The sequence below is a fragment of the Rhodanobacter glycinis genome (assembly GCF_900114325.1).
Classification (GTDB): Bacteria; Pseudomonadota; Gammaproteobacteria; order Xanthomonadales; family Rhodanobacteraceae; genus Rhodanobacter_A; species Rhodanobacter_A glycinis.
This window is the reverse complement of record NZ_FOSR01000001.1, coordinates 473,613-492,138: the sequence shown is the minus strand read 5'-3', so window position 1 is coordinate 492,138 and position 18,526 is coordinate 473,613. Positions and strand designations below refer to the sequence as shown.

Annotated in this window: 17 protein-coding genes and 1 pseudogene; 16 read left to right on the top strand and 2 right to left on the bottom strand. The window is 65.2% G+C overall.

Features of this window, described 5'->3' with window-relative positions; translation table 11 throughout:
- Nucleotides 1-174 precede the first annotated feature (174 nt).
- The gene (locus tag BMY90_RS02250) at nt 175-1,734 is read left to right on the top strand and encodes an FAD-dependent monooxygenase (RefSeq protein WP_092700965.1); all 1,560 of its coding nucleotides are present in this window, start codon (nt 175-177) and stop codon (nt 1,732-1,734) included.
- Nucleotides 1,735-2,167: 433 nt separating this feature from the next.
- Here BMY90_RS02250 and BMY90_RS02245 read toward each other — a convergent pair whose 3' ends face one another.
- Nucleotides 2,168-3,151 carry a DNA-binding protein gene (locus BMY90_RS02245; protein ID WP_008214616.1) on the bottom strand — a complete coding sequence of 328 codons (984 nt, stop codon included), beginning with the start codon at nt 3,149-3,151 and terminating at the stop codon, nt 2,168-2,170.
- Nucleotides 3,152-3,318: 167 nt separating this feature from the next.
- Between BMY90_RS02245 and BMY90_RS02240 the strand changes: the two genes are divergently transcribed.
- The 12 genes and pseudogenes from BMY90_RS02240 (at nt 3,319) to BMY90_RS02180 (ending at nt 16,703) form a co-directional block, all read left to right on the top strand.
- Nucleotides 3,319-4,482 carry a tyrosine-type recombinase/integrase gene (locus tag BMY90_RS02240; RefSeq protein ID WP_092700962.1) on the top strand — a complete coding sequence of 388 codons (1,164 nt, stop codon included), beginning with the start codon at nt 3,319-3,321 and terminating at the stop codon, nt 4,480-4,482.
- Nucleotides 4,479-4,787 carry a hypothetical protein gene (locus BMY90_RS02235; RefSeq protein ID WP_092700959.1) on the top strand — a complete coding sequence of 103 codons (309 nt, stop codon included), beginning with the start codon at nt 4,479-4,481 and terminating at the stop codon, nt 4,785-4,787. Before BMY90_RS02240 ends, BMY90_RS02235 begins: the two co-directional genes overlap by 4 nt.
- A 111-nt stretch (nt 4,788-4,898) precedes the next feature.
- Complete coding sequence (locus BMY90_RS02230) at nt 4,899-5,228, top strand: hypothetical protein (RefSeq protein WP_092701094.1); 330 nt, start codon at nt 4,899-4,901, stop codon at nt 5,226-5,228.
- A 580-nt stretch (nt 5,229-5,808) separates the two neighbouring features.
- On the top strand, nt 5,809-7,578 hold the full coding sequence (locus BMY90_RS02220; protein WP_092700954.1) for a copper resistance system multicopper oxidase: 1,770 nt from the start codon (nt 5,809-5,811) through the stop codon (nt 7,576-7,578).
- A complete protein-coding gene (locus tag BMY90_RS17385; protein ID WP_245734805.1) occupies nt 7,575-8,861 on the top strand; it encodes a copper resistance protein B in 1,287 nt (428 codons plus the stop codon). Before BMY90_RS02220 ends, BMY90_RS17385 begins: the two co-directional genes overlap by 4 nt.
- Before the next feature lie 9 nt (nt 8,862-8,870).
- Nucleotides 8,871-9,584: pseudogene (locus BMY90_RS02210) on the top strand (c-type cytochrome); the annotation flags it as partial.
- Nucleotides 9,585-9,618: 34 nt separating this feature from the next.
- A complete protein-coding gene (locus BMY90_RS02205; RefSeq protein WP_139201665.1) occupies nt 9,619-10,062 on the top strand; it encodes a hypothetical protein in 444 nt (147 codons plus the stop codon).
- 75 nt (nt 10,063-10,137) lie between these two features.
- A complete protein-coding gene (locus tag BMY90_RS02200; protein ID WP_092700946.1) occupies nt 10,138-11,427 on the top strand; it encodes a TolC family protein in 1,290 nt (429 codons plus the stop codon).
- A complete protein-coding gene (locus tag BMY90_RS02195) occupies nt 11,424-12,707 on the top strand; it encodes an efflux RND transporter periplasmic adaptor subunit (RefSeq protein ID WP_092700943.1) in 1,284 nt (427 codons plus the stop codon). Before BMY90_RS02200 ends, BMY90_RS02195 begins: the two co-directional genes overlap by 4 nt.
- The gene (locus tag BMY90_RS02190; protein ID WP_092700940.1) at nt 12,704-15,883 is read left to right on the top strand and encodes an efflux RND transporter permease subunit; all 3,180 of its coding nucleotides are present in this window, start codon (nt 12,704-12,706) and stop codon (nt 15,881-15,883) included. The genes BMY90_RS02195 and BMY90_RS02190 overlap by 4 nt, the downstream gene beginning before the upstream one ends.
- Nucleotides 15,880-16,230, top strand: a complete 351-nt coding sequence (locus BMY90_RS02185; protein ID WP_092700938.1) for a copper-binding protein — start codon at nt 15,880-15,882, stop codon at nt 16,228-16,230. The genes BMY90_RS02190 and BMY90_RS02185 overlap by 4 nt, the downstream gene beginning before the upstream one ends.
- A gap of 131 nt (nt 16,231-16,361) precedes the next feature.
- Nucleotides 16,362-16,703 (top strand): hypothetical protein, encoded by a 342-nt coding sequence (locus BMY90_RS02180; protein ID WP_092700936.1) that lies wholly within the window; start codon nt 16,362-16,364, stop codon nt 16,701-16,703.
- Between the two features lie 134 nt (nt 16,704-16,837).
- On the opposite strand, the gene merR is transcribed toward BMY90_RS02180, so the two are convergent.
- Entirely contained in the window at nt 16,838-17,245 is a 408-nt protein-coding gene (gene merR, locus BMY90_RS02175; RefSeq protein WP_092700933.1) for a mercury resistance transcriptional regulator MerR, read from the bottom strand.
- A 68-nt stretch (nt 17,246-17,313) separates the two neighbouring features.
- Between merR and merC the strand changes: the two genes are divergently transcribed.
- The 3 genes from merC (at nt 17,314) to BMY90_RS02160 (ending at nt 18,520) form a co-directional block, all read left to right on the top strand.
- Nucleotides 17,314-17,736, top strand: a complete 423-nt coding sequence (merC, locus tag BMY90_RS02170; RefSeq protein WP_092700930.1) for an organomercurial transporter MerC — start codon at nt 17,314-17,316, stop codon at nt 17,734-17,736.
- Nucleotides 17,737-17,807: 71 nt separating this feature from the next.
- Complete coding sequence (locus tag BMY90_RS02165; RefSeq protein WP_092700928.1) at nt 17,808-18,023, top strand: GDCCVxC domain-containing (seleno)protein; 216 nt, start codon at nt 17,808-17,810, stop codon at nt 18,021-18,023.
- 107 nt (nt 18,024-18,130) lie between these two features.
- Nucleotides 18,131-18,520 carry a hypothetical protein gene (locus BMY90_RS02160; protein WP_092700925.1) on the top strand — a complete coding sequence of 130 codons (390 nt, stop codon included), beginning with the start codon at nt 18,131-18,133 and terminating at the stop codon, nt 18,518-18,520.
- Nucleotides 18,521-18,526: the final 6 nt, after the last annotated feature.

Here is an 18,526-nt window from a genome sequence, read left to right as displayed (position 1 = left end):
AGACTTGGTTTGGTAAGCCCAAGTCCTTTCGGTAACGAAAGCTCTGGTCTTTGGCTTCGTGCTTGAGATCCCCACGACGAATATCGGACGCCGCTGGCGTCCTTTCATTCGTCCGTGAGGTTCTCGAACCCGAGAAACGCTCCGGTCGAACATTCATCGACATTGGAGCCATTCATGCACAGCCATTCCGCCCCCTATGACGTTGTCATTGCCGGTGCCGGTCCCGTCGGTCTGTTTCTCGCGTGTGAGCTCAGGCTCTTCGGCCTGTCGGTCGTGGTGCTGGAGCAAGCCGAGGATCCACGTTCACCGTTGAAGCGACTCCCATTCGGCATGCGTGGTCTTTCAGCGCCCACCCTGGAAGCTTTCTATCGTCGTGGATTGTTGGACGACGTGACCGAAGCACAACAGGCAAATGCCACCTCGGGTGCCACCAAGGCGGCAGCTCACTGGATGCAACAGGCCCGGCGTCCGGTGGGTCACTTCGCGGGCATCCCGTTCTTCCAGGACCATGTCGATACTGAGCGATGGTCCTATCGCCGGCCGAGCCCTGCGGGTACCAGCCTGATGGTGGAAATGGAGTCGCTCGAAACAGTGCTCACGGCACGGGCAAGCGCCATGGGTGTGGAGATTTGGCGTGGTGTCGCCGTGGAAGGCTTTGAGCAAGCAGGCGAAGAAGTGACCGTGTGCACCAACGACCGGTTCTTCCGCGGTCACTGGCTTGTCGGCTGCGATGGTGCGCGCAGCGCGGTGCGCAAAACCGGCGGTTTCGACTTCGTCGGCACGGATCCCGAGTTCACGGGTTATTCGATGGATATCGAGATGGAAGATCCGGGCATGCTGCAACAAGGACGTAACTACACGCCGACAGGCATGTATACCTACGCTCGGCCAGGGACGGTCGCGATGGCCGATTTCGACGGCGGCGCTTTCCATCGCACCTGGCCGATCACGCGCGACCACGTGCAGGCGGTGCTGCGTCGTATCTCCGGCACGAACGTGACATTGACCTCGTTGCGGCTTGCGACCACTTGGACAGACCGTGCTTATCAGGCGACCGCCTATCGCAGGGGACGAGTGCTGTTGGCCGGCGACGCCGCGCACATCCATTCCCCCTTGGGTGGTCAAGGGCTCAATCTTGGGCTCGGCGACGCGATGAACTTGGGGTGGAAGCTCGCTGCCACGATTCGTGGAGACGCGCCGGCTGGCCTGCTCGACAGTTATCGGGACGAACGACATCCGCTGGGCGCACAGGTTCTCGACTGGTCGCGCGCACAGGTCGCGCTGATGCGGCCCAGCCCGGGCTCGCGCGCGCTCGGGGCGATCATCAGCGACCTCATTGAAACGCATGACGGCGCGACTTACTTCGCTGCACGCGCGTGGGGTGTTTCTCTTCGCTACGATCTCGGCAGCAGCCACCCGCTGGTGGGGCGCAGCGTTCCCGACTTCGCGCTCGCCAACGGCACAAGAATCGGCATGTTGCTCAACAAGGGGCGAGGCTTGTGGCTGGACTTCGACGACGCGCGTGCCCCGGGGCGAGAGCTCGCGAGCCGCTGGCGCGATCGCATCACGTACGTAGCAGGCAATGTCCAAGACCGCTTCGGCCTGAACGCAGTACTTGTACGCCCTGATGGCATTGTCGCCTGGGCCTGGGAAGGAAAAGGGGATTTTGACCCAGAGGACGCGGCCCGAGCGACATCGCGCTGGTTCGGCGAGCCCGTGCCCGTTGAATACTGACGCCATCGCTTGCCAGGTGGCAGGCCTGTGGGCGAACGCATCGCCTGCCATCTATTTCCTGCAGCAAGCGGGTCAGCAGGCAGCTTGCACGCAGCTCACGGAAGCCTTCGGGGGAAGGTTCCACAGCTAAAGTTGTGATTCTCGAAAAGATGTTAACTCTATGATTTTATGGAGTGGCATCATCTTCTTCTCACGACTTCGGCAATCGTCGCGAATAAGTAATACCGTGATTTGCTCAAAGCCAATACGTAAAGTTGTGAAGTCGCGACGGCAAAAACATGGCGCGAACTGAAGCTGTGATTCGGACCCTCATTGATCAACGCTCGGGCACCGGCCAGCCTTTGGGTTTGGGGTTTGGGGAGCAATGGAACGGAAAACCGGGATAAGAACGAAAAGTCGTTACGGATCATAGTATTTCGTATTGACCATGTTCTCATTTTTGCTTGGATTGACGGCGTTTGTGGCCCACAGTCAACTGACTCTCTGCGGCCACTGCGCGGGCTTCCGCTGATTGAAGCGCCAAAGTCAGGCCACTGACCTGTCCTCGCGTGGCAGCCAGCTCCAAGGCGAGCTGGTCACGCTCGCCGGTGACGCTGGTCATCGCCGCCAAGCGCGCTTCGCCATCGGCCAATTCTCGACGAATGCGCGCCATGTTCAATCGCAATTCCGTGAGGCTGGTCTGCTGGTCTTCGCTACGTTGCCGCAGCTTGGCCAATTGCTGCTCTGCCTGCCGCTGTCCTTCCCGTGCTGCATCGGTTTCTTGCAGCATGCGGGCTTGAGCGGCCTCCACGCGCGCGTTGGCTTTGTCCCGTTCCACCTGAAAGGTAGCATCGCGGGCTGCAACGGTCGCTTGGAATTCGGTGGTCAATCGGTCGTGGGCCTGCCGTGCGGCCTCTAGTTGCTGAGCCATGTCGGTACGAACGGCCGCCACCTCGTGCTGCAACGATTGAACCTGGCCAAGGGCATCGCGCTTGGCCTCGGTTTCCCGGGTGAGCTGCTGCTGCACCTCGATGCCTTGCTCGCGTAGTTGACTGACCTCGTGCTGCAGCTGATGAACCGTGGCCTGTGCCGCATCCCGTTCGACAGCAACGTCATCGTACGCACGCTTCTGTGCGTCCAGATCAGATTCCAGCGCCTGGCGGTGCTCGTTGAATACCTTCTCCCCCTGTTCCACAGCGGCCACCCAGAGTGAGCGCATGGCATCGGCGATCGCCGGCGGTAGATCGGCGCCGACCGCATCAGCCTTGGCCCGTTCGTCCTTCCACAGCTTCAGCTCGTCGTTGATGGTGGTGCGGCTACCTTGCTGGATGGCGGCATAGATCAGGTCGACGGTCAGCTCGTGGGGGCGTCTACCGTCCGCGACCAAGGCAGCGGCGGTTTCGCGGGTACGTTGGCGGGTATCACTGACACGGCTCATGGCGGCTCCAGTCGCTCGGCGGGTCAATTTTGCAGAACTCGCAGCATGTATATCACAGTATTACGTTATATTCATAACGATAAGATCAGGAAATTTACGATAACTCCCATAATCGAAAGTCTTTTGGCAGTACGCTGCGTTTCCCGTGGTGTCGGACATCGGAAAGCATGACTGAGCCCTTGTTGAGCCTTATGACGTGGCCCCACACCTTGCCGCCCGCCCTGTCGGGAGGTAACGGAAGCAACCGAGCCCCGGCCAGCGTGGCGCGGCAGATCGCCGCCAACGACGATGTGGCCGCGATCGGTCTGTGGCTGGCGGAATATCACGACTCGCCGCATACCTTCCGCAGCTACCGCAAAGAGGCCGAGCGGTTGCTGCTCTGGGCCACGCAAGTGCGTGGCAAACCGGTGTCCAGTCTCACCCGCGAGGATGTGATCGCGTATGAGGCGTTTCTTGCCCAGCCACCGGCGACCTGGTGCGACGCCGGTCTCGCCCGTCACGGTGAGCATCGGCGACTGTTCGTCGGTCCGTTGGCCGAGCGTAGTCGCCGGCAGGCGTTGGGCATCCTCGCCGGACTGTTCAATTACCTCGTGCGTGCGGGCTATCTTGCCGGCAGCCCGTTTGTGCTGCAGCGACGACGGGCGCGCCGCGGCCCCCGACGCACGATCGAACGCTATTTGGACCGTGCTCTCTGGGAAGAGGTGCTGCGCGTCGTCGACGGTTGGTCGCAAAGCACCGCACGGGAACGGCAGCGCTACGAACGCGCTCGCTGGGTGCTTCGTTTTCTCTATGAGACTGCGCTGCGGGCTGCCGAAGCGGCGGCCGCCGACGAAGGTGATTTCCAATCTATCCGGGGGCGGTGGTGGCTGCATACCGTGGGGAAAGGTGGCGTCGAAGGCACCATTCCCCTGGGCGATGGTCTCATGGACGACTTCGCCCGCTATCGGCGCTTCCACGGACTGCCGGCGTTGCCCTCGGGCGACGGCAACACCCCGGTCATTCTGGGCATCGCCGGACGTCCGTCCCCGCTGACGCCCACGGCGGTCTACCAGATCGTCAAGGACGCCTTCCGACGCGTAGCCGAGACGCTGCAACGGCAGGATGAGGTAAAGGCCACACGAGTGCGCCGTGCATCGACGCATTGGCTGCGGCATACGGCAGCCACGCACCAGGCCGAGGACGGCACACCCATCCATCACATTCAGCAGAACCTCCGCCACAGTTCCATCGGCACGACGTCGATCTACGTTCATGCGGAAGAAGATGCGCGCCATGCCAGTACCACCAAAACACGCATCGGGACCTCGGTGCCTCACGGAGACGTACCATGACAGCCCCCGACGACCGCTTTGGCATGCCGGCGAGCGCATTCCAGGCTGCCCGAGAAAGCCACGGTTTGGATAGCCCGGTTTTTCGGATGGGTATGTACGTACCCACCCGCCAGGAGGTGGCGACATTGCCGGCCACCCAGCTCCTGCCGATCGTGATCGACTGGATGTGGGAAAGTCCGTCGGAGTTGATCCCGAATAACGATCAGATTGCGCAACTGTGCACCATCCTTCGGGCACGACCTGACGCCACCGAGTCCGAGATACGCGAACTGATCGTGGCCTGCGAGGATTATTTGAAGGTGTAACCCCATGGCCTGCAGCAAAGTGGACGATCGGCCGGAATTTCAACGTCCGTACACACGATGGGGCGCACGCTCCCACTGTTGCGTCTGGCAACGCATCGTTGGGACGGCTATATGACCATTTCACGCAAATCATTACTTTCGATGCTTGGCGCCCTGGCACTCGCATTTGGCCTCTGTGGTGTCGCCGTGGCCCAAGACAGCACGCCCGCGAGCGGCATGGACAAGATGGGTGCGATGCACTCGAACATGAAAGGTATGCACCACAACGTGATGGGCATGCACATGATGCCGGCGACCGTGACGGCAGCGGATGCGAAGACCGGCGTGGTTGATGTGACGACCGAGGGCATGACCCTGAAGGTGCATTTCCCGCCGTCCGCCATGGCCGGCCTGAAAGCCGGCGACAAAATCACCTTGCATATGGGTTTCAGCAAGCCGTGAATCTCCTTGAACCCTCCTCCAGAGTTGAGGGGGCCAGATCGCCCGAGTAAGCTCGGCCTATGAGATTCTCGTTGCGTCAGCTTGCGCGTTCACGTCGCCTCCGGGCGATGAGCGTGTTGGCGTGGCTGATGCTCGTGATCCAATCCGTGGCGGCCGCGCCCATGAGCATGCCAATGGCATCGCATGCCCAGGCCGAGCATGCGATGGTCGCCGCGGCCGCAGCGCACGGCATGCATTGCCATCACGCGGCAACGTCCACAGCCACTGATTCCTGCTGCCATCATTCGGCGGACTGCTGCAACGGTGCGGTTGGCCAGTGCGCCTGTGCCGCGATGTGTGCCACGGCGCTTCTGTCGAGGGCGGCATTGATGCCGGCCTCGATGGCATTGACGGCAACCTACGCGATGCCCTCGGGCATGACCGCCCCTTCGGGGACGAACGCGCCACCGCTCCGACCGCCGGCGGTCTGACTCTCCCATCGTTTCGATGAGCATGGCTCACGACGGTCGCGTGTCGACCCTCGTAGCCATCGGCTGTGATCGGCATCGCCACGAGGATGCCGCCTGCCTTGGAGAGGTCCATGAAAATCCTTCCCCCGCCCGCGATGGACTTGTCGCGGCGTCGTTTCGTCCAGGGTGTCGCCTTCGGCGGCACCATCGCCGCCCTCGGTCTGCTGCGCCCGTCAAAGGTCTGGGCACTGAACACTACGGGGCAACCTGCCATTCTCAGCGGCACCGACTTTGCGCTCGACATCGCCGAGACGCCGGTGAACTACACCGGCCGGCCACGTCTGGCCACCACCGTCAATGGCAGCGTCCCGGGGCCAACCCTGCGTTGGAAGGAAGGCACCAACGTCACGATGCGCGTGACCAACCGGTTGCGGGTGCCCACGTCCATTCACTGGCACGGCATCATCGTGCCCTTCCAAGAAGACGGCGTGCCGGGCATCAGCTTCCCAGGCATCGCACCGGGTGAAACCTTCACCTACCGCTTCCCGGTGCGCCAGAGCGGCACCTACTGGTACCACTCGCACTCGGGATTCCAGGAGCAAACCGGTCTGTACGGCTCGCTGGTGATCGAGCCGGCCGGACCGGAGCGCTACCCGAGCGACCGCGATTACGTGGTGATGCTCAACGACTGGACGGATCAGAACCCCGAGCACATCTTCGCCACACTGAAGCGCCAGAGCGACTACTACAACTTCGCGCAGCCCACCGCGCCCGAATTCTTCCGTGACGTGCGCGAACAGGGTCTGCGACAGGCGCTGGCCGAGCGCAAGATGTGGAATCAGATGCGCATGAACTCCACCGATCTCAGCGACGTCTCAGGCTACACCTATACCTACCTGATGAACGGCACCGCCCCGGCCAGCAACTGGACCGGCCTGTTCAAGCCCGGCGAGAAGGTTCGCCTGCGCTTCATCAACGGTTCGTCGATGACGATCTTCGACGTGCGCATTCCGGGCCTGAAGATGACGGTGATCTCCGCCGACGGCCAGGATGTGGCACCGGTGCCGGTCGACGAGTTCCGCATCTCGGTGGCCGAAACCTACGACGTGCTCGTCGAGCCGCAGGAGGATCGGGCGTTCACGATCTTCGCCCAGTCGATCGACCGCACCGGTTACGCGCGTGGCACCTTGGCCCCGCGCTCCGGCATGGAAGCGGCGGTGCCGGCGATGGATCCGCGCATGCCCGTGAGCATGGTGGACATGATGGGCGCGATGGCCCAAGGCGGCGGACACGGCGGCATGTCTGGGATGGCAGGCATGGCCGGGATGAAGGACATGCCCGACATGGCCATGAGCAGCACGGCAACACCGGCCGCACCAGTGGTGCATCACGCTCGCACCGAATACCGCAACCCCGGCGTCGACATGCACGTGGACATGCCGCGCACCAACCTCGACGATCCGGGCACCGGACTGCGCGACAACGGTCGCCGCGTGCTCACCTACGCCGACCTGCACACCCTCGGCGGCTCCATCGACCCACGCGAACCCAGTCGCGAGATCGAGCTGCACCTCACCGGCAATATGGAACGCTACATGTGGTCGTTCGATGGCGTGAAGTTCTCCGACGCCAAGCCGATCCACTTCCGCAGCGGCGAGCGGCTGCGCTTGGTGCTGGTCAACGACACCATGATGAACCACCCGATCCACCTGCACGGCATGTGGAGCGAGCTGGAAAGCCCGGATGGGCAGTTCCAGGTACGCAAGCACACCATCAACGTGCAGCCGGCGCAACGCATCGCCTACGGGGTAAGCGCGGACAACCTCAGCCGCTGGGCCTACCACTGCCACATGCTGTATCACATGGAAGCGGGCATGTTCCGCGAGGTGGTGGTGTCATGAGCCCGACGTCACGAACCACTCGCTGGAATCGCTCCGCGTTGCTCGTAGCGCTGTGGCTGGCGCTGCCGCTGGCAGCTAGCGCGCAAAGCGTTCCCCCGTCGAGCAGCACCGCCCCGATGGACATGAGCAACATGCCCGGCATGAGCATGCCGGCGGCATCGTCCAGCACGCCCCGGTCCGCGATGCCGTCGGGGGTGAAGAAGCCGGGCAAGAAGCCTTCGCCGACACAACCCACGCCGTCGTCTCACGGCATGGAGGGCATGCCCGGCATGGACCACCCTGCGATGCCCGCCAAGCGGATGCCACCCAAGCCCGTTGCCGCCAGCTCCGGTATGGACGACATGGAGGGCATACCGATGCCCGCCAAGCCTGCCGCTTCGACGGCACCTGCTGGCGACATGTCGGGGATGGATCACGCGTCGATGCCCGGCATGAGTTCCGACGCGATGCAAGGGATGAATCACCGTGGCATGGCCGGCATGGATCACGGCGCGATGCCGAAGAAGGATCAAGGTGAAATGGCCGGCATGGGCGCGATGCCGGGGATGACGATGGGCCCGATGCAAGGTGGCAGCCCACCACCCAATGCGCGCAGTCCCGACTATTCCGACGGTGTGGGCTACGGCTCCATGGAGGGCATGGACATGGCCGACAAAGCGCCATTGGGCATGGTGTTGATCGATCAGTTGGAAGCCTTTCACGGTCGTGATGCCAATGGCCAGAGTTGGGAGGCCGGAGGCTGGTACGGTAACGACGAGAACAAGCTGTGGATCCGCACGGAAGGCGAACGCAGTCGCGGCAAGCTCGACGATGGTGATCTGGAAGCTTTCTGGAACCACGCCATCGCGACCTACTGGAGCACCCAACTGGGTGCTCGCCAAGACATAGGCGCAGGTCCGAAGCGGACGTGGGCCGCGTTCGGCGTGCAGGGGCTGGCGCCGTACTGGTTCGAGCTGGAGGCCACCGGCTACGTCGGCACCAACGGCCGCACGGCCGCGCGCCTACGGGCCGAATACGAGCTGCTATTCACCCAGCGATTGATCCTGCAGCCCGAGGCCGAGGTCAATCTGTACGGCAAGGACGATCCGCAACGACGCATCGGCAGCGGCGTGTCCGACCTGCAGTTCGGCCTGCGCCTGCGCTATGAGTTCCATCGTCAATTCGCGCCGTACATCGGCGTGAACTGGACGCGCCGCGTCGGCACCACGGCCGATTATGCGCGACAGGATCACCAACCCGTACTCGACCGGCAGATCGTGGCCGGCGTCCGCATCTGGTTCTGAGGGGCACTTATGAAAAAACATACCGCACACGTCATCACGGTCGCCGTTACCTTGGGCGTATTGGCCATCGGCGCCGGCGTGTTCGCCTATTCCGGTCTATACAACATCGGTGCGGACGATCACCACACCAAGCCGGTGTTCGCCGTGCTGCAGACCCTGCGCGACCGTTCGATCCACGTGCGCTCGGAGGATCTGACCGTGCCGAATCTCGACGATCCACAGTTGATCCTGAAAGGTGCTGGCCAGTACGCGGCGATGTGCACTGGCTGCCATCTGTCGCCCGGCGTCAATGACTCCGAGCTGCGGGTCGGCATGTACCCACAGCCGCCCAACCTCTCCAAAGTGCATGTCGATCCGCAGGATGCGTTCTGGGTGATCAAGCACGGCATCAAGATGAGCGCGATGCCCGCCTGGGGCAAGGCGGGCCACGACGATCCGACCATCTGGAGCATGGTGGCCTTCCTTGAAAAACTGCCCGGCATGACGCCTGCCGAATACAAGGCCATCGTGGCGAAGGCGCCACCGGACGACGACATGGACATGGACGAAGACAGTGGCCACAACCACGGGGACAGCGATGCGCATGCCCACGGTGCGGCGGCGGCCATGAAAGGCATGGACATGAAGGGCATGGACATGTCCGGCCAGGGTGCTGCATCCGCACCCCCGCCCGCGATGGCCGGCACGGTCGGCGCGAAGCCGACCGGCGACGGGCACGCGCATCCGTAACGGACTTCGCATGGCACGCGCCCGATCCATGCCACGCAGACCGCGCCCATGGCGATTGCGCGAGCTTCGTCGCGCCCGCCTGACACGCGGGCTGCTGCTGGTCGGCGCGCTGTTCATGCTGGGTCTGCAGACGGCGCTCGCGGCCTTCGCCTGCACCATGCCGCCGACCCTGATGGGGCCGGTCATGGCGATGGGCACGGCCGCAGGGGATGCCGCCATGCGCGGCACCTGCCCGGAGATGCGGCATGCCGCGGCCGACCGCGTCCTGTGCGCCCAGCATTGCGCCTCGCAGGCATCCGCACCCAGCGACGCGCGGCCCATGACGGTGCCGCCCAACCTGCTCGCGGCGTTGCCGCCCGTCCTGCCGCTCGTCGTCCCGCCAACGCCAGCGGCCTCGATTCCCGAACGCTACTACCGGCTGCGTGCGCCACCGCCACCGGCCACCCTGCTGTTCTGCTCCCTGCTGATCTAGCGCACTCCGGCCATCGCCGAGGTGCCGTCGTGCCTGCGTGGTGCGATGTCTGTTCGATCACGGGAGTGAATCCTCATGCTGTTTTCCAGTCTTTCCGGGCGCCGTTGCGCGTGGGCTCTGCTCATCGCCCTGGGCGGGTCGGTGGCTGTCGCCGCGGCCCAAACCGCCGACGCACCCCTGACGCTCGCCGCCGCCGTGCGGCAGGGCATGGCACGCGCGCCGCTGCTCGCCGCGCGCAACGCCGACCTCGAAGCCGTGCGCAACGAGGCGGTGCGCGCGGGCCGCTTGCCCGATCCGTCGTTGACCTTCGGCGTCTCCAACTACCCGGTCACCGATCCGGGCGCTTTCAGCCTGCGCTCGGACACGATGACCATGCGCACGATCGGCGTGATGCAGGCGATTCCTTCGCACGCGGCGCGCGCGGCGGATCGTTCGCTTGCGGCGGCGCAGGTCGATGCCGCCGAGGCTGACCGCACCGCCACCGCACAGGATGTGCGCGAGCGCATCGCCGACGCCTGGATCGGCGTATGGGCGGCCACACAACAGCGCACTTTGCTGGAAGCTTTGCGCGACGAAAGTACCCTCGCGGTGCAGGTCGCCACGGCGCGGTTGCACGGCGGCACCGGCAGTGCGGTGGACGTGCTGGCGGCACAGGCCGAGGCGCTGACGCTGGCCAACCGGATCGAAGCAGCCGACGCTGATCTGCAGGCGGCAAACGCGTCCTTGCAGCGCTGGCTGGGCGATGCGCCGACTGCGCTGGCGGACGCCCCGGACTTCGACCAGTTGCCGGTCGCGCCGGATCAACTCGAACGGCACACCGATCGGCAGGCGCCAATGCAGGCGTGGCGAGCCCGCGAGCAGGTGGCCGACGCCGCACTGGCGCAGGCGCGCGCCTCGAAGCATCCGGACTGGAGTGTGGACGTGACCTACGGTCACCGCGCGCCGTATCTGTCCGACATGGTGATGGTGCAGGTCGGCGTGAGCCTGCCGCTGTTCACACGCAACCGGCAGGACCGCGACATCAGCGCGAAGCAGGCGCAACGTGATGCGGTCGAGTCGGCGCACGAGGATGCCCGCCGTGCGCAACGTGAAACCGTCGCGCGCGACGTCGCCGCCTGGCAGGGCTGGGGGCGGCAGATCGCACGCGATCGCACGGCGCTGCTGCCGCTGGCCCGCGATCGCAGCCAGGTGGCGCTGGCCGCTTACCGCGGCGGCGGCACGCTGCAGCCGTGGCTGGATGCACGACGCGACGAGATCGCGTTGCGTCTGAGCTACGCCGATGCACTGGCCGCCCGCGCCCGCGCGTGGGCCGCCTTGGCCTATCTGTTGCCCGAATCCACCTCGTCTTCGGAGAACCTGCCATGAAACGGATCGGTATCGTGATCGGTGCGCTGGCGGGTGCCGCCGTGCTGCTGGCTTTGGGCTATGTCGGTGGCCGCCATGTTGGCTCTGCATCGATGCCGGCCAGCACCACGGCGGACACGCAAGGTGCGCAACGCAAGGTGCTGTACTGGTACGACACGATGGTGCCCGACCAGCACTTCGACCACCCCGGCGTGTCGCCGATGGGCATGCAAATGGTGCCCAAGTACGCCGACGAAGCAGGAGGCGACAAAGCCGTGGTGCGCATCGACCCGGCCACCGTGCAGAACCTGGGTGTGCGCACCGTACCCGTGGTGCGCCGGGTATTGGCGGCCCAACTCGAAGTGCCGGGCACCGTGAGCTGGAACCTGCGCGACGCCGTTACTGTGAGCGCGCGCGTCGACGCGACGGTGGAGCGGCTTGACGTGCGCGCGCCGTACACCGCCGTCAAGGCTGGGCAGCCGTTGGCCGAACTGCTGGCACCGCAGTGGAGCAGCGCAATTGCCGAATACCGCGCCCTGCAACACGCGCAGTCCCCTGACGCGCAGGCGTTGCGCGCAGCCGCGCGACAGCGACTGCAAGTGCTGGGCCTGACCGCACGGGACATCGCCTCGGAACGGGATGGTCATATCACGCTGCACGCGCCGCAGGACGGCGTGGTCACGACGCTGGACGTGCGCGAAGGTCAGCAGGTCGACACCGGGCAGACGCTGATGACGCTCAACGGCCTGTCCACGGTGTGGGTGGAGGCGGCGCTGCCGCAGGCCGCAGTGGGCACGGTGCGCGCCGGCACGCCGGTGACCGTACGTGCGGCGGCCTTGCCCGGCCAGGTGTTCCGCGGCCAGGTGGAAACCCTGCTGCCGGACATCGACGCCATGACCCGTACCCAGCGTGCGCGCATCGTGCTGGCCAATCCGGATCACGCGCTGAGTCCCGGCATGTTCGTCAGCGTGGAGTTGCAACCGACGGCGGGGGCACCCGAACCTGTGGTGCCGGATGGTGCCGTGATCGCCACCGGTAGCGACACACCGCGGGTGATCGTGGCCGAGGGCAATGGACGCTTCCGGCCGGTGGCAGTACGCCTTGGCCATTCGTCCGGCGGCTACACCGAGATTCTCGCGGGGCTTTCCGGCGATGAGCGCGTAGTGGTGTCCGGCCAGTTCCTGATCGATTCGGAAGCGAGCTTGTCCGGCGCGTTGCAACGCCTGCAGACGGGCGAGTCGGTGCCCGCGCCGGCGACCAGCACAGCCATGCCGGGCATGCCGATGGGAGACGGGCGATGATCGCCGCGCTGATCCGCGTTTCGATCCGGTATCGCGTATTCGTGCTGCTGGCCGCGCTGGCGCTGGCGGCGGTCGGTGTGTTCTCGGCGTGGCATACGTCCATCGACGCGCTGCCGGATCTCTCCGACACCCAGGTGATCATCCGCACCAGCTACCCCGGCCAGTCGCCGCAGGTGGTGGAGGATCAGGTGACCTATCCGCTGGCCACCACCATGCTGTCGGTGCCCGGCGCGACCACGGTGCGCGCGTATTCGTTCTTCGGCGACTCCTACGTGGATGTGCTGTTCAGCGACAGCACCGACCTCTACTGGGCACGCTCACGCGTGCTGGAATATTTGAGCCAGGCGCGCGATCGACTGCCGGCCGGCGTCAATCCCGCACTGGGTCCGGATGCCACCGGGCTGGGCTGGATCTACGAATACGCGCTGGTCGACCGCACCGGTCGACACGACATCGGCCAGCTCACCGCGCTGCAGAACTGGAACCTGCGCTTCCAGCTGAAGACCGTGCCGGGTGTCGCCGAGGTGGCCACCCTGGGCGGCATGGACCGCGCCTGGCAGATCGTGCCCGATCCGCAGGCGCTGGCCGCGCGCGGCCTCACCGTGGCGCAGCTCGTTGATGCCGTGCGCGCCGCCAACGGCGCCAACGGCGGCTCGGTGATCGAGCAGGGCGAGGCCGAGCTGATGGTGCGCAGCGAGGGGTATCTGAAGACCCGCGCCGACTTCGAGAACGTGCCCATCATCGCCAACGCGAACGGCGTGCCGGTCCGATTGCGCGACGTCGCCACCGTGCGTCGCGGCCCGATCTTCCGTCGCGGCCTCGCCGAGCTGGATGGGCAGGGCGAAGTGGTCGGCGGCATCATCGTGATGCGCTCGGGCCAGAACGCCAAGGCCACCATCGCGGCAGTGAAGGCGCGCTTGGTGCAGTTGCAACGCAGCCTGCCGCCGGGCGTCGAGATCGTGCCCACCTACGACCGCTCCCAGCTGATCGACGCCACCGTGGAGAACGTCTGGCGCAAGTTGCTGGAGGAGTTTCTCGTCGTCACCCTGGTCTGCGCGCTGTTCCTCGGTCACCTGCGCTCGGCGCTGGTCGCCGTGATCACCCTGCCGCTGGGCGTGCTCGCCGCCTTCATCGTGATGAACCTGCAGGGCGTCACGGCGAACCTGATGTCGCTGGGCGGCATCGCGATCGCGATCGGCGCGATGGTGGACGCGGCGATCGTGATGATCGAGAACACCCACAAGCATCTGGAGCATTGGCGTGATGCGCACGACGGCGCGGAACCACAGGGCAAGGCACGCTGGGCGTTGATCGCCGAGGCCACCGTGGAAGTGGGGCCGGCGCTGTTCGTGAGCCTGCTGATCATCGCGCTGTCGTTCGTGCCGGTGTTCGCGCTGCAAGGCCAGGAAGGCAAGCTGTTCAAACCGCTGGCGTTCACCAAGACCTATGCGATGGCCGCCGCCGCGGGACTGGCGGTGACCCTGGTGCCGGTGCTGATGGGCTACCTGGTGCGCGGACGCTTGCGCGCCGAGCACGCCAATCCGATCAATCGTGGCCTGATCGCGCTGTACCGGCCGATCCTCGACACGGTGCTGCGTTTTCCGAAGGCCACGCTGGGGCTGGCCGCCTTGGTGCTGCTCACGGCGCTGGTGCCGCTCAGCCGCCTTGGCAGCGAGTTCATGCCCGCGATGGACGAAGGCACGCTGCTGTACATGCCCACCGCGCTGCCCGGGTTGTCCGCCGGCAAGGCCGCGCAGTTGTTGCAGCTCACCGACCGCATGCTCAAGACCGTGCCCGAGGTGGCCCACGTGTTCGGCAAGGCAGGACGCGCCGATACCGCCACCGACCCGGCACCGCTGGAGATGTTCGAGACCACGATCACGTTCAAGCCGAAGGACCAATGGCGGCCCGGCATGACGATGGCCAAGATCAAGGCTGCGTTGAACCAGGCCGTGCACGTACCGGGCCTGACGAACCTGTTCGTGCCGCCGATCCGCAACCGCATCGACATGCTCTCCACCGGCATCAAGAGTCCCATCGGCATCAAGGTGCTGGGCACCGACCTGACCACGCTGCAGACGGTGGCCGACCGCATCGAAGCGGTCGCCAAGACCGTGTCCGGGGTCAGCTCGGCGGTGGCCGAGCGTCCGACCAGCGGGCGCTATGTCGACGTGCATATCCGCCGCGATGAGGCGGCGCGCTATGGACTGACCCAGGAACAGATCCAGCAGCTGATCGCCACCGTGGTGGGTGGCGATCCGATCGGGCAGTCCATCGAAGGACGCGAGCGCTTCCCCATCGTGGTGCGCTACCCGCGCGTGGATCGCGATTCGGTACAGGCGCTGCGGCAGTTGCCGATCGTGGCCGCGAACGGTGCCCAGCTCACGCTGGGTCAGGTCGCCGACATCACGGTCGCGGCGGGGCCGTCGATGCTCAAAAGCGAGGACGGCCAGCTCGCGACCTACGTCTACATCGACACGGCCAGCAGCAACCTCGGCGGCGTGGTCGCTCGGCTGCAGCAGGCCGTGGCGCTACAGGTCACGTTGCCGCCCGGCGTCACGCTGGACTGGTCGGGCCAGTTCCAGTACCTGGCCACTGCGGCGGAGCGGCTCAAGCTGGTGGTGCCGGTCGCGCTGCTGATCATCTTCGCGCTGATCTATGCAGTATTCCGACGTGCCAGCGAGGCGGCGCTCATCATGGCCAACGTACCACTGGCGCTGGTCGGCGGTCTGTGGCTGATCTGGCTGCTCGGCCATGCGGTATCAGTAGCCACGGTGATCGGCTTCATCGCGCTGGCCGGCGTCGCCGCCGAGTTCGGCGTGGTGATGCTGCTGTACCTGCGCCATGCGTGGGATCGGCAACTTGCGCTGGATCCCCGTGCGGGTATCGACGCGCTGGATGAAGCCATTCGCCAAGGGGCCGCACAGCGCGTGCGGCCGTTGGCGATGACCGTGGCGGTGATCATCGCTGGCCTGCTGCCGATCCTGCTCGGCCACGGCGCTGGCTCCGAAGTCATGCAGCGCATCGCCGCACCGATGATCGGCGGCATGGTCACCGCGACGCTGCTGACCATGCTGGTGCTGCCGGCGGCGTTCCGTCTGCTGATGCGGTACCGGCTGCGCAAAGCAGCGCGATCCACCCCGACGTTTCATCCACCCCAGGAGATCCAACCATGAAGAAGTACGTTTTCACCCTCGCATGCTCCAGTGCGCTGGCCTTGGCCTCGACCGCCGCGTTCGCCCAGCAGATGGATCCCAACATGCCTGGCATGGCCGGCATGCAAGCGGCGAAGCCCACCCAGGCGCAGGGCGTGGGCATCGTCAAGGCGATCGATACGGCCAAGGGCACGATCACGCTGCAGCATCAGGCCATCGCCGCGATCGGCTGGCCGGCGATGACCATGACCTTCAAGGCCGATCCGCCGGCGCTGCTGCAAAAGGTGAAGGTGGGCGAGCAGGTGAAGTTCACCCTGCATCCGGCCGGCATGGCCAGCACGGTGACGGCGATCAGCCCGGCAGGTTGATCGGGAACCGCCGCCAACCGGCGCTTGCCTCCGGCAGGGGCCGACCGGCGGGGGTGGCAGTGCGGCCACGTGCATCGTGAGGTTTGTGGCCGCACCTGTCCACGGTAGTCCGATGATTTTGGAGTACACCGATGAAATCGCACACTGCGTATCTCGGCACCGCCCTGCTATTCACGGGCTTGACCATCGGCACGATCGCGCACGCGAACAATACTTACGCCGACGGCTGGATTGGTCATGTTAACGGACGGCAGCTGGACATCTGCTACCGGGTTACGCCACTGCCCGCCGTCGGCACGCGGCTGCAGGTCATGAGGGTGGCTTACGTGATTCCCAGCAAAGGCGTGCCCATTGAACACTTCGCCGCGAGCGGGCAAGCCACGGTAACGTCGATCACGGACGCGCATTGCGTGCGGGCCGAACTGATCCAGGGCACGGCGCAGTGGGCCGATCACGCGCGGCCCATGCCCTGAACCGGCGCGACGACGAGGCCGCCAAGACTGCATGCTCCGCAACGGGCCATGGCGGAGTGGCCAAGGCGTGGTTACACCATCCAGCCGATGCGGTTCACCGGCGTCATGCCTGTCGCATCCTGCCAGCCGCCATTTCAGCGGGCATACAACGAGGCGATTAGCGGGCAGGACACGTTGCGCTGACGTGTGCCGCATTGCTCGACAAGCGCAGCGAGGGCCGTCTCCATGCGTGCGAGGTCGGCCAGCCGGTTGCGTACATCGGCCAGCCGCAACGCGGCCAGATCGGCCGCTTCCGTGCAATGGGCGCCGTCCTCCAGTCGCAGCAGCTGCGCCACCTCATCGAGGCTGAACCCCAAGCGCTGCGCGGATTTCACGAACTTCACCCGTGCTACCTCCGCGTTTCCGTAGCGACGGATGCCGCCCGGCGGACGGGCGGGTTCCGGCAACAGGCGCTTGCGCTGGTAGAAGCGAATCGTCTCGACATTGACTCCGGCTGCCTTGGCGAAGGCGCCGATGGAAAACGTATCCTGCCTGGATGGCATGGGCTTGACTCCGTACTTGACTACGGGAATACCTTAGACCACCGGCATCCCGCGCGAAAGGAGACTCCATGTCCTTGCTTACCCGGCTGGCCGACAAGGCCGGACTGATCGGCAGTGCCGTCTCGGCGGCGGCCTGCGTGAATTGCTTTCCCGCCCTGGCCGGCCTCGGTGCGGCGATCGGGCTGGGCGTATTGAGCCCGTATGAAGGCCTGTTCATCCGCATCCTGCTGCCGGCGTTTGCCGCCATCGCGCTGCTTGCCAACGCGCTGGGCTGGCTCAGTCACCGGCAGTGGCCGCGTGCCGCGCTCGGTGTGCTCGGCCCGCTGCTGGTGCTGCTGGCGGTATGGGTGATGCGGGCCAGTGACCATCGCACCGGATGGCTGCTCTATCCGGGCCTGCTGCTGATGATGGCGGTGTCCCTCCGCGATCTGCTGGCGCCAGCACCCAGCGCATCCTGTCGCACAGCCAGCGATACGGCGGATGCCCGCTGAATCGACACGATTGGCAAGGGCATAGCGAAGACCCTGTCAACACTCCACTCTCATTATCTCCGGCGAAACGCTTGACGACCGAACTCATCCTGCAGAGCACGCTGACCTGTCCGCATTGCGGCCACCAGGCCACCGAGACCATGCCGACCGATGCCTGCCAGTTCTTCTACGACTGTGAGGGGTGCGGCGAATTGCTGCAGCCCAAACCCGGCGACTGTTGCGTGTTCTGCTCCTACGGCAGCGTGCCGTGTCCGCCGATCCAGCAGCAGAAATCGTGCTGCAGGTAGACCATCTTTCATAGGGTCATATGGCGCCGGTAGGGGCTGTCTGAATTCATCACAACCGGCGCCAAGTGAAATTGTCTAACAGCGCGACTGTCGTTTAGGATCGAAGCATGTATCGGTCCGCGCCATCCCTGCTGACTCGCCTGCGCCGCCACCGCGGTCTGTGGGTGTTGGTCGTGGCCGTGTTGCTGATCAAGCTGGTCAGCGGGTCGATCTGCGTGGCCGATGGGGCCGGGATGCGATTCGCTTCGACGACTTCCGCTGCCTCGACCATCTTGGTGACAGATACCGCCATCAGCTCGACCTCGGCTGACGATGCGAACAGCTGTCTCCTGGGTGAAGGGAGCAGCTGTCATTGTGCCTGTGCGCATTCGGTGACGTTGCCGGCCAGTGCACCGCTTCCCATCGCCAGGATGGAGGCGCACTTCGCGCCGCTCACCTTCCATTCGGGATTCATGCCGGCCACGACCGGCTCGCTGCTGCGCCCTCCGATCGCCTGAAACCGC

Bases quoted from the DNA above. Each gene is read 5' to 3' on its own strand.
- merC (WP_092700930.1), top strand. From the start codon at position 17,314: ATGTCCTTGCTTACCCGGCTGGCCGACAAGGCCGGACTGATCGGCAGT.
- BMY90_RS02205 (WP_139201665.1), top strand. From the start codon at position 9,619: ATGCCACGCAGACCGCGCCCATGGCGATTGCGCGAGCTTCGTCGCGCC.
- BMY90_RS02250 (WP_092700965.1), top strand. From the start codon at position 175: ATGCACAGCCATTCCGCCCCCTATGACGTTGTCATTGCCGGTGCCGGT.
- BMY90_RS02230 (WP_092701094.1), top strand. From the start codon at position 4,899: ATGACCATTTCACGCAAATCATTACTTTCGATGCTTGGCGCCCTGGCA.
- BMY90_RS02195 (WP_092700943.1), top strand. From the start codon at position 11,424: ATGAAACGGATCGGTATCGTGATCGGTGCGCTGGCGGGTGCCGCCGTG.
- BMY90_RS02220 (WP_092700954.1), top strand. From the start codon at position 5,809: ATGAAAATCCTTCCCCCGCCCGCGATGGACTTGTCGCGGCGTCGTTTC.
- BMY90_RS17385 (WP_245734805.1), top strand. From the start codon at position 7,575: ATGAGCCCGACGTCACGAACCACTCGCTGGAATCGCTCCGCGTTGCTC.
- BMY90_RS02240 (WP_092700962.1), top strand. From the start codon at position 3,319: ATGACTGAGCCCTTGTTGAGCCTTATGACGTGGCCCCACACCTTGCCG.
- BMY90_RS02180 (WP_092700936.1), top strand. From the start codon at position 16,362: ATGAAATCGCACACTGCGTATCTCGGCACCGCCCTGCTATTCACGGGC.
- BMY90_RS02185 (WP_092700938.1), top strand. From the start codon at position 15,880: ATGAAGAAGTACGTTTTCACCCTCGCATGCTCCAGTGCGCTGGCCTTG.
- BMY90_RS02160 (WP_092700925.1), top strand. From the start codon at position 18,131: ATGTATCGGTCCGCGCCATCCCTGCTGACTCGCCTGCGCCGCCACCGC.
- merR (WP_092700933.1), bottom strand. From the start codon at position 17,245: ATGCCATCCAGGCAGGATACGTTTTCCATCGGCGCCTTCGCCAAGGCA.
- BMY90_RS02245 (WP_008214616.1), bottom strand. From the start codon at position 3,151: ATGAGCCGTGTCAGTGATACCCGCCAACGTACCCGCGAAACCGCCGCT.
- BMY90_RS02235 (WP_092700959.1), top strand. From the start codon at position 4,479: ATGACAGCCCCCGACGACCGCTTTGGCATGCCGGCGAGCGCATTCCAG.
- BMY90_RS02190 (WP_092700940.1), top strand. From the start codon at position 12,704: ATGATCGCCGCGCTGATCCGCGTTTCGATCCGGTATCGCGTATTCGTG.
- BMY90_RS02200 (WP_092700946.1), top strand. From the start codon at position 10,138: ATGCTGTTTTCCAGTCTTTCCGGGCGCCGTTGCGCGTGGGCTCTGCTC.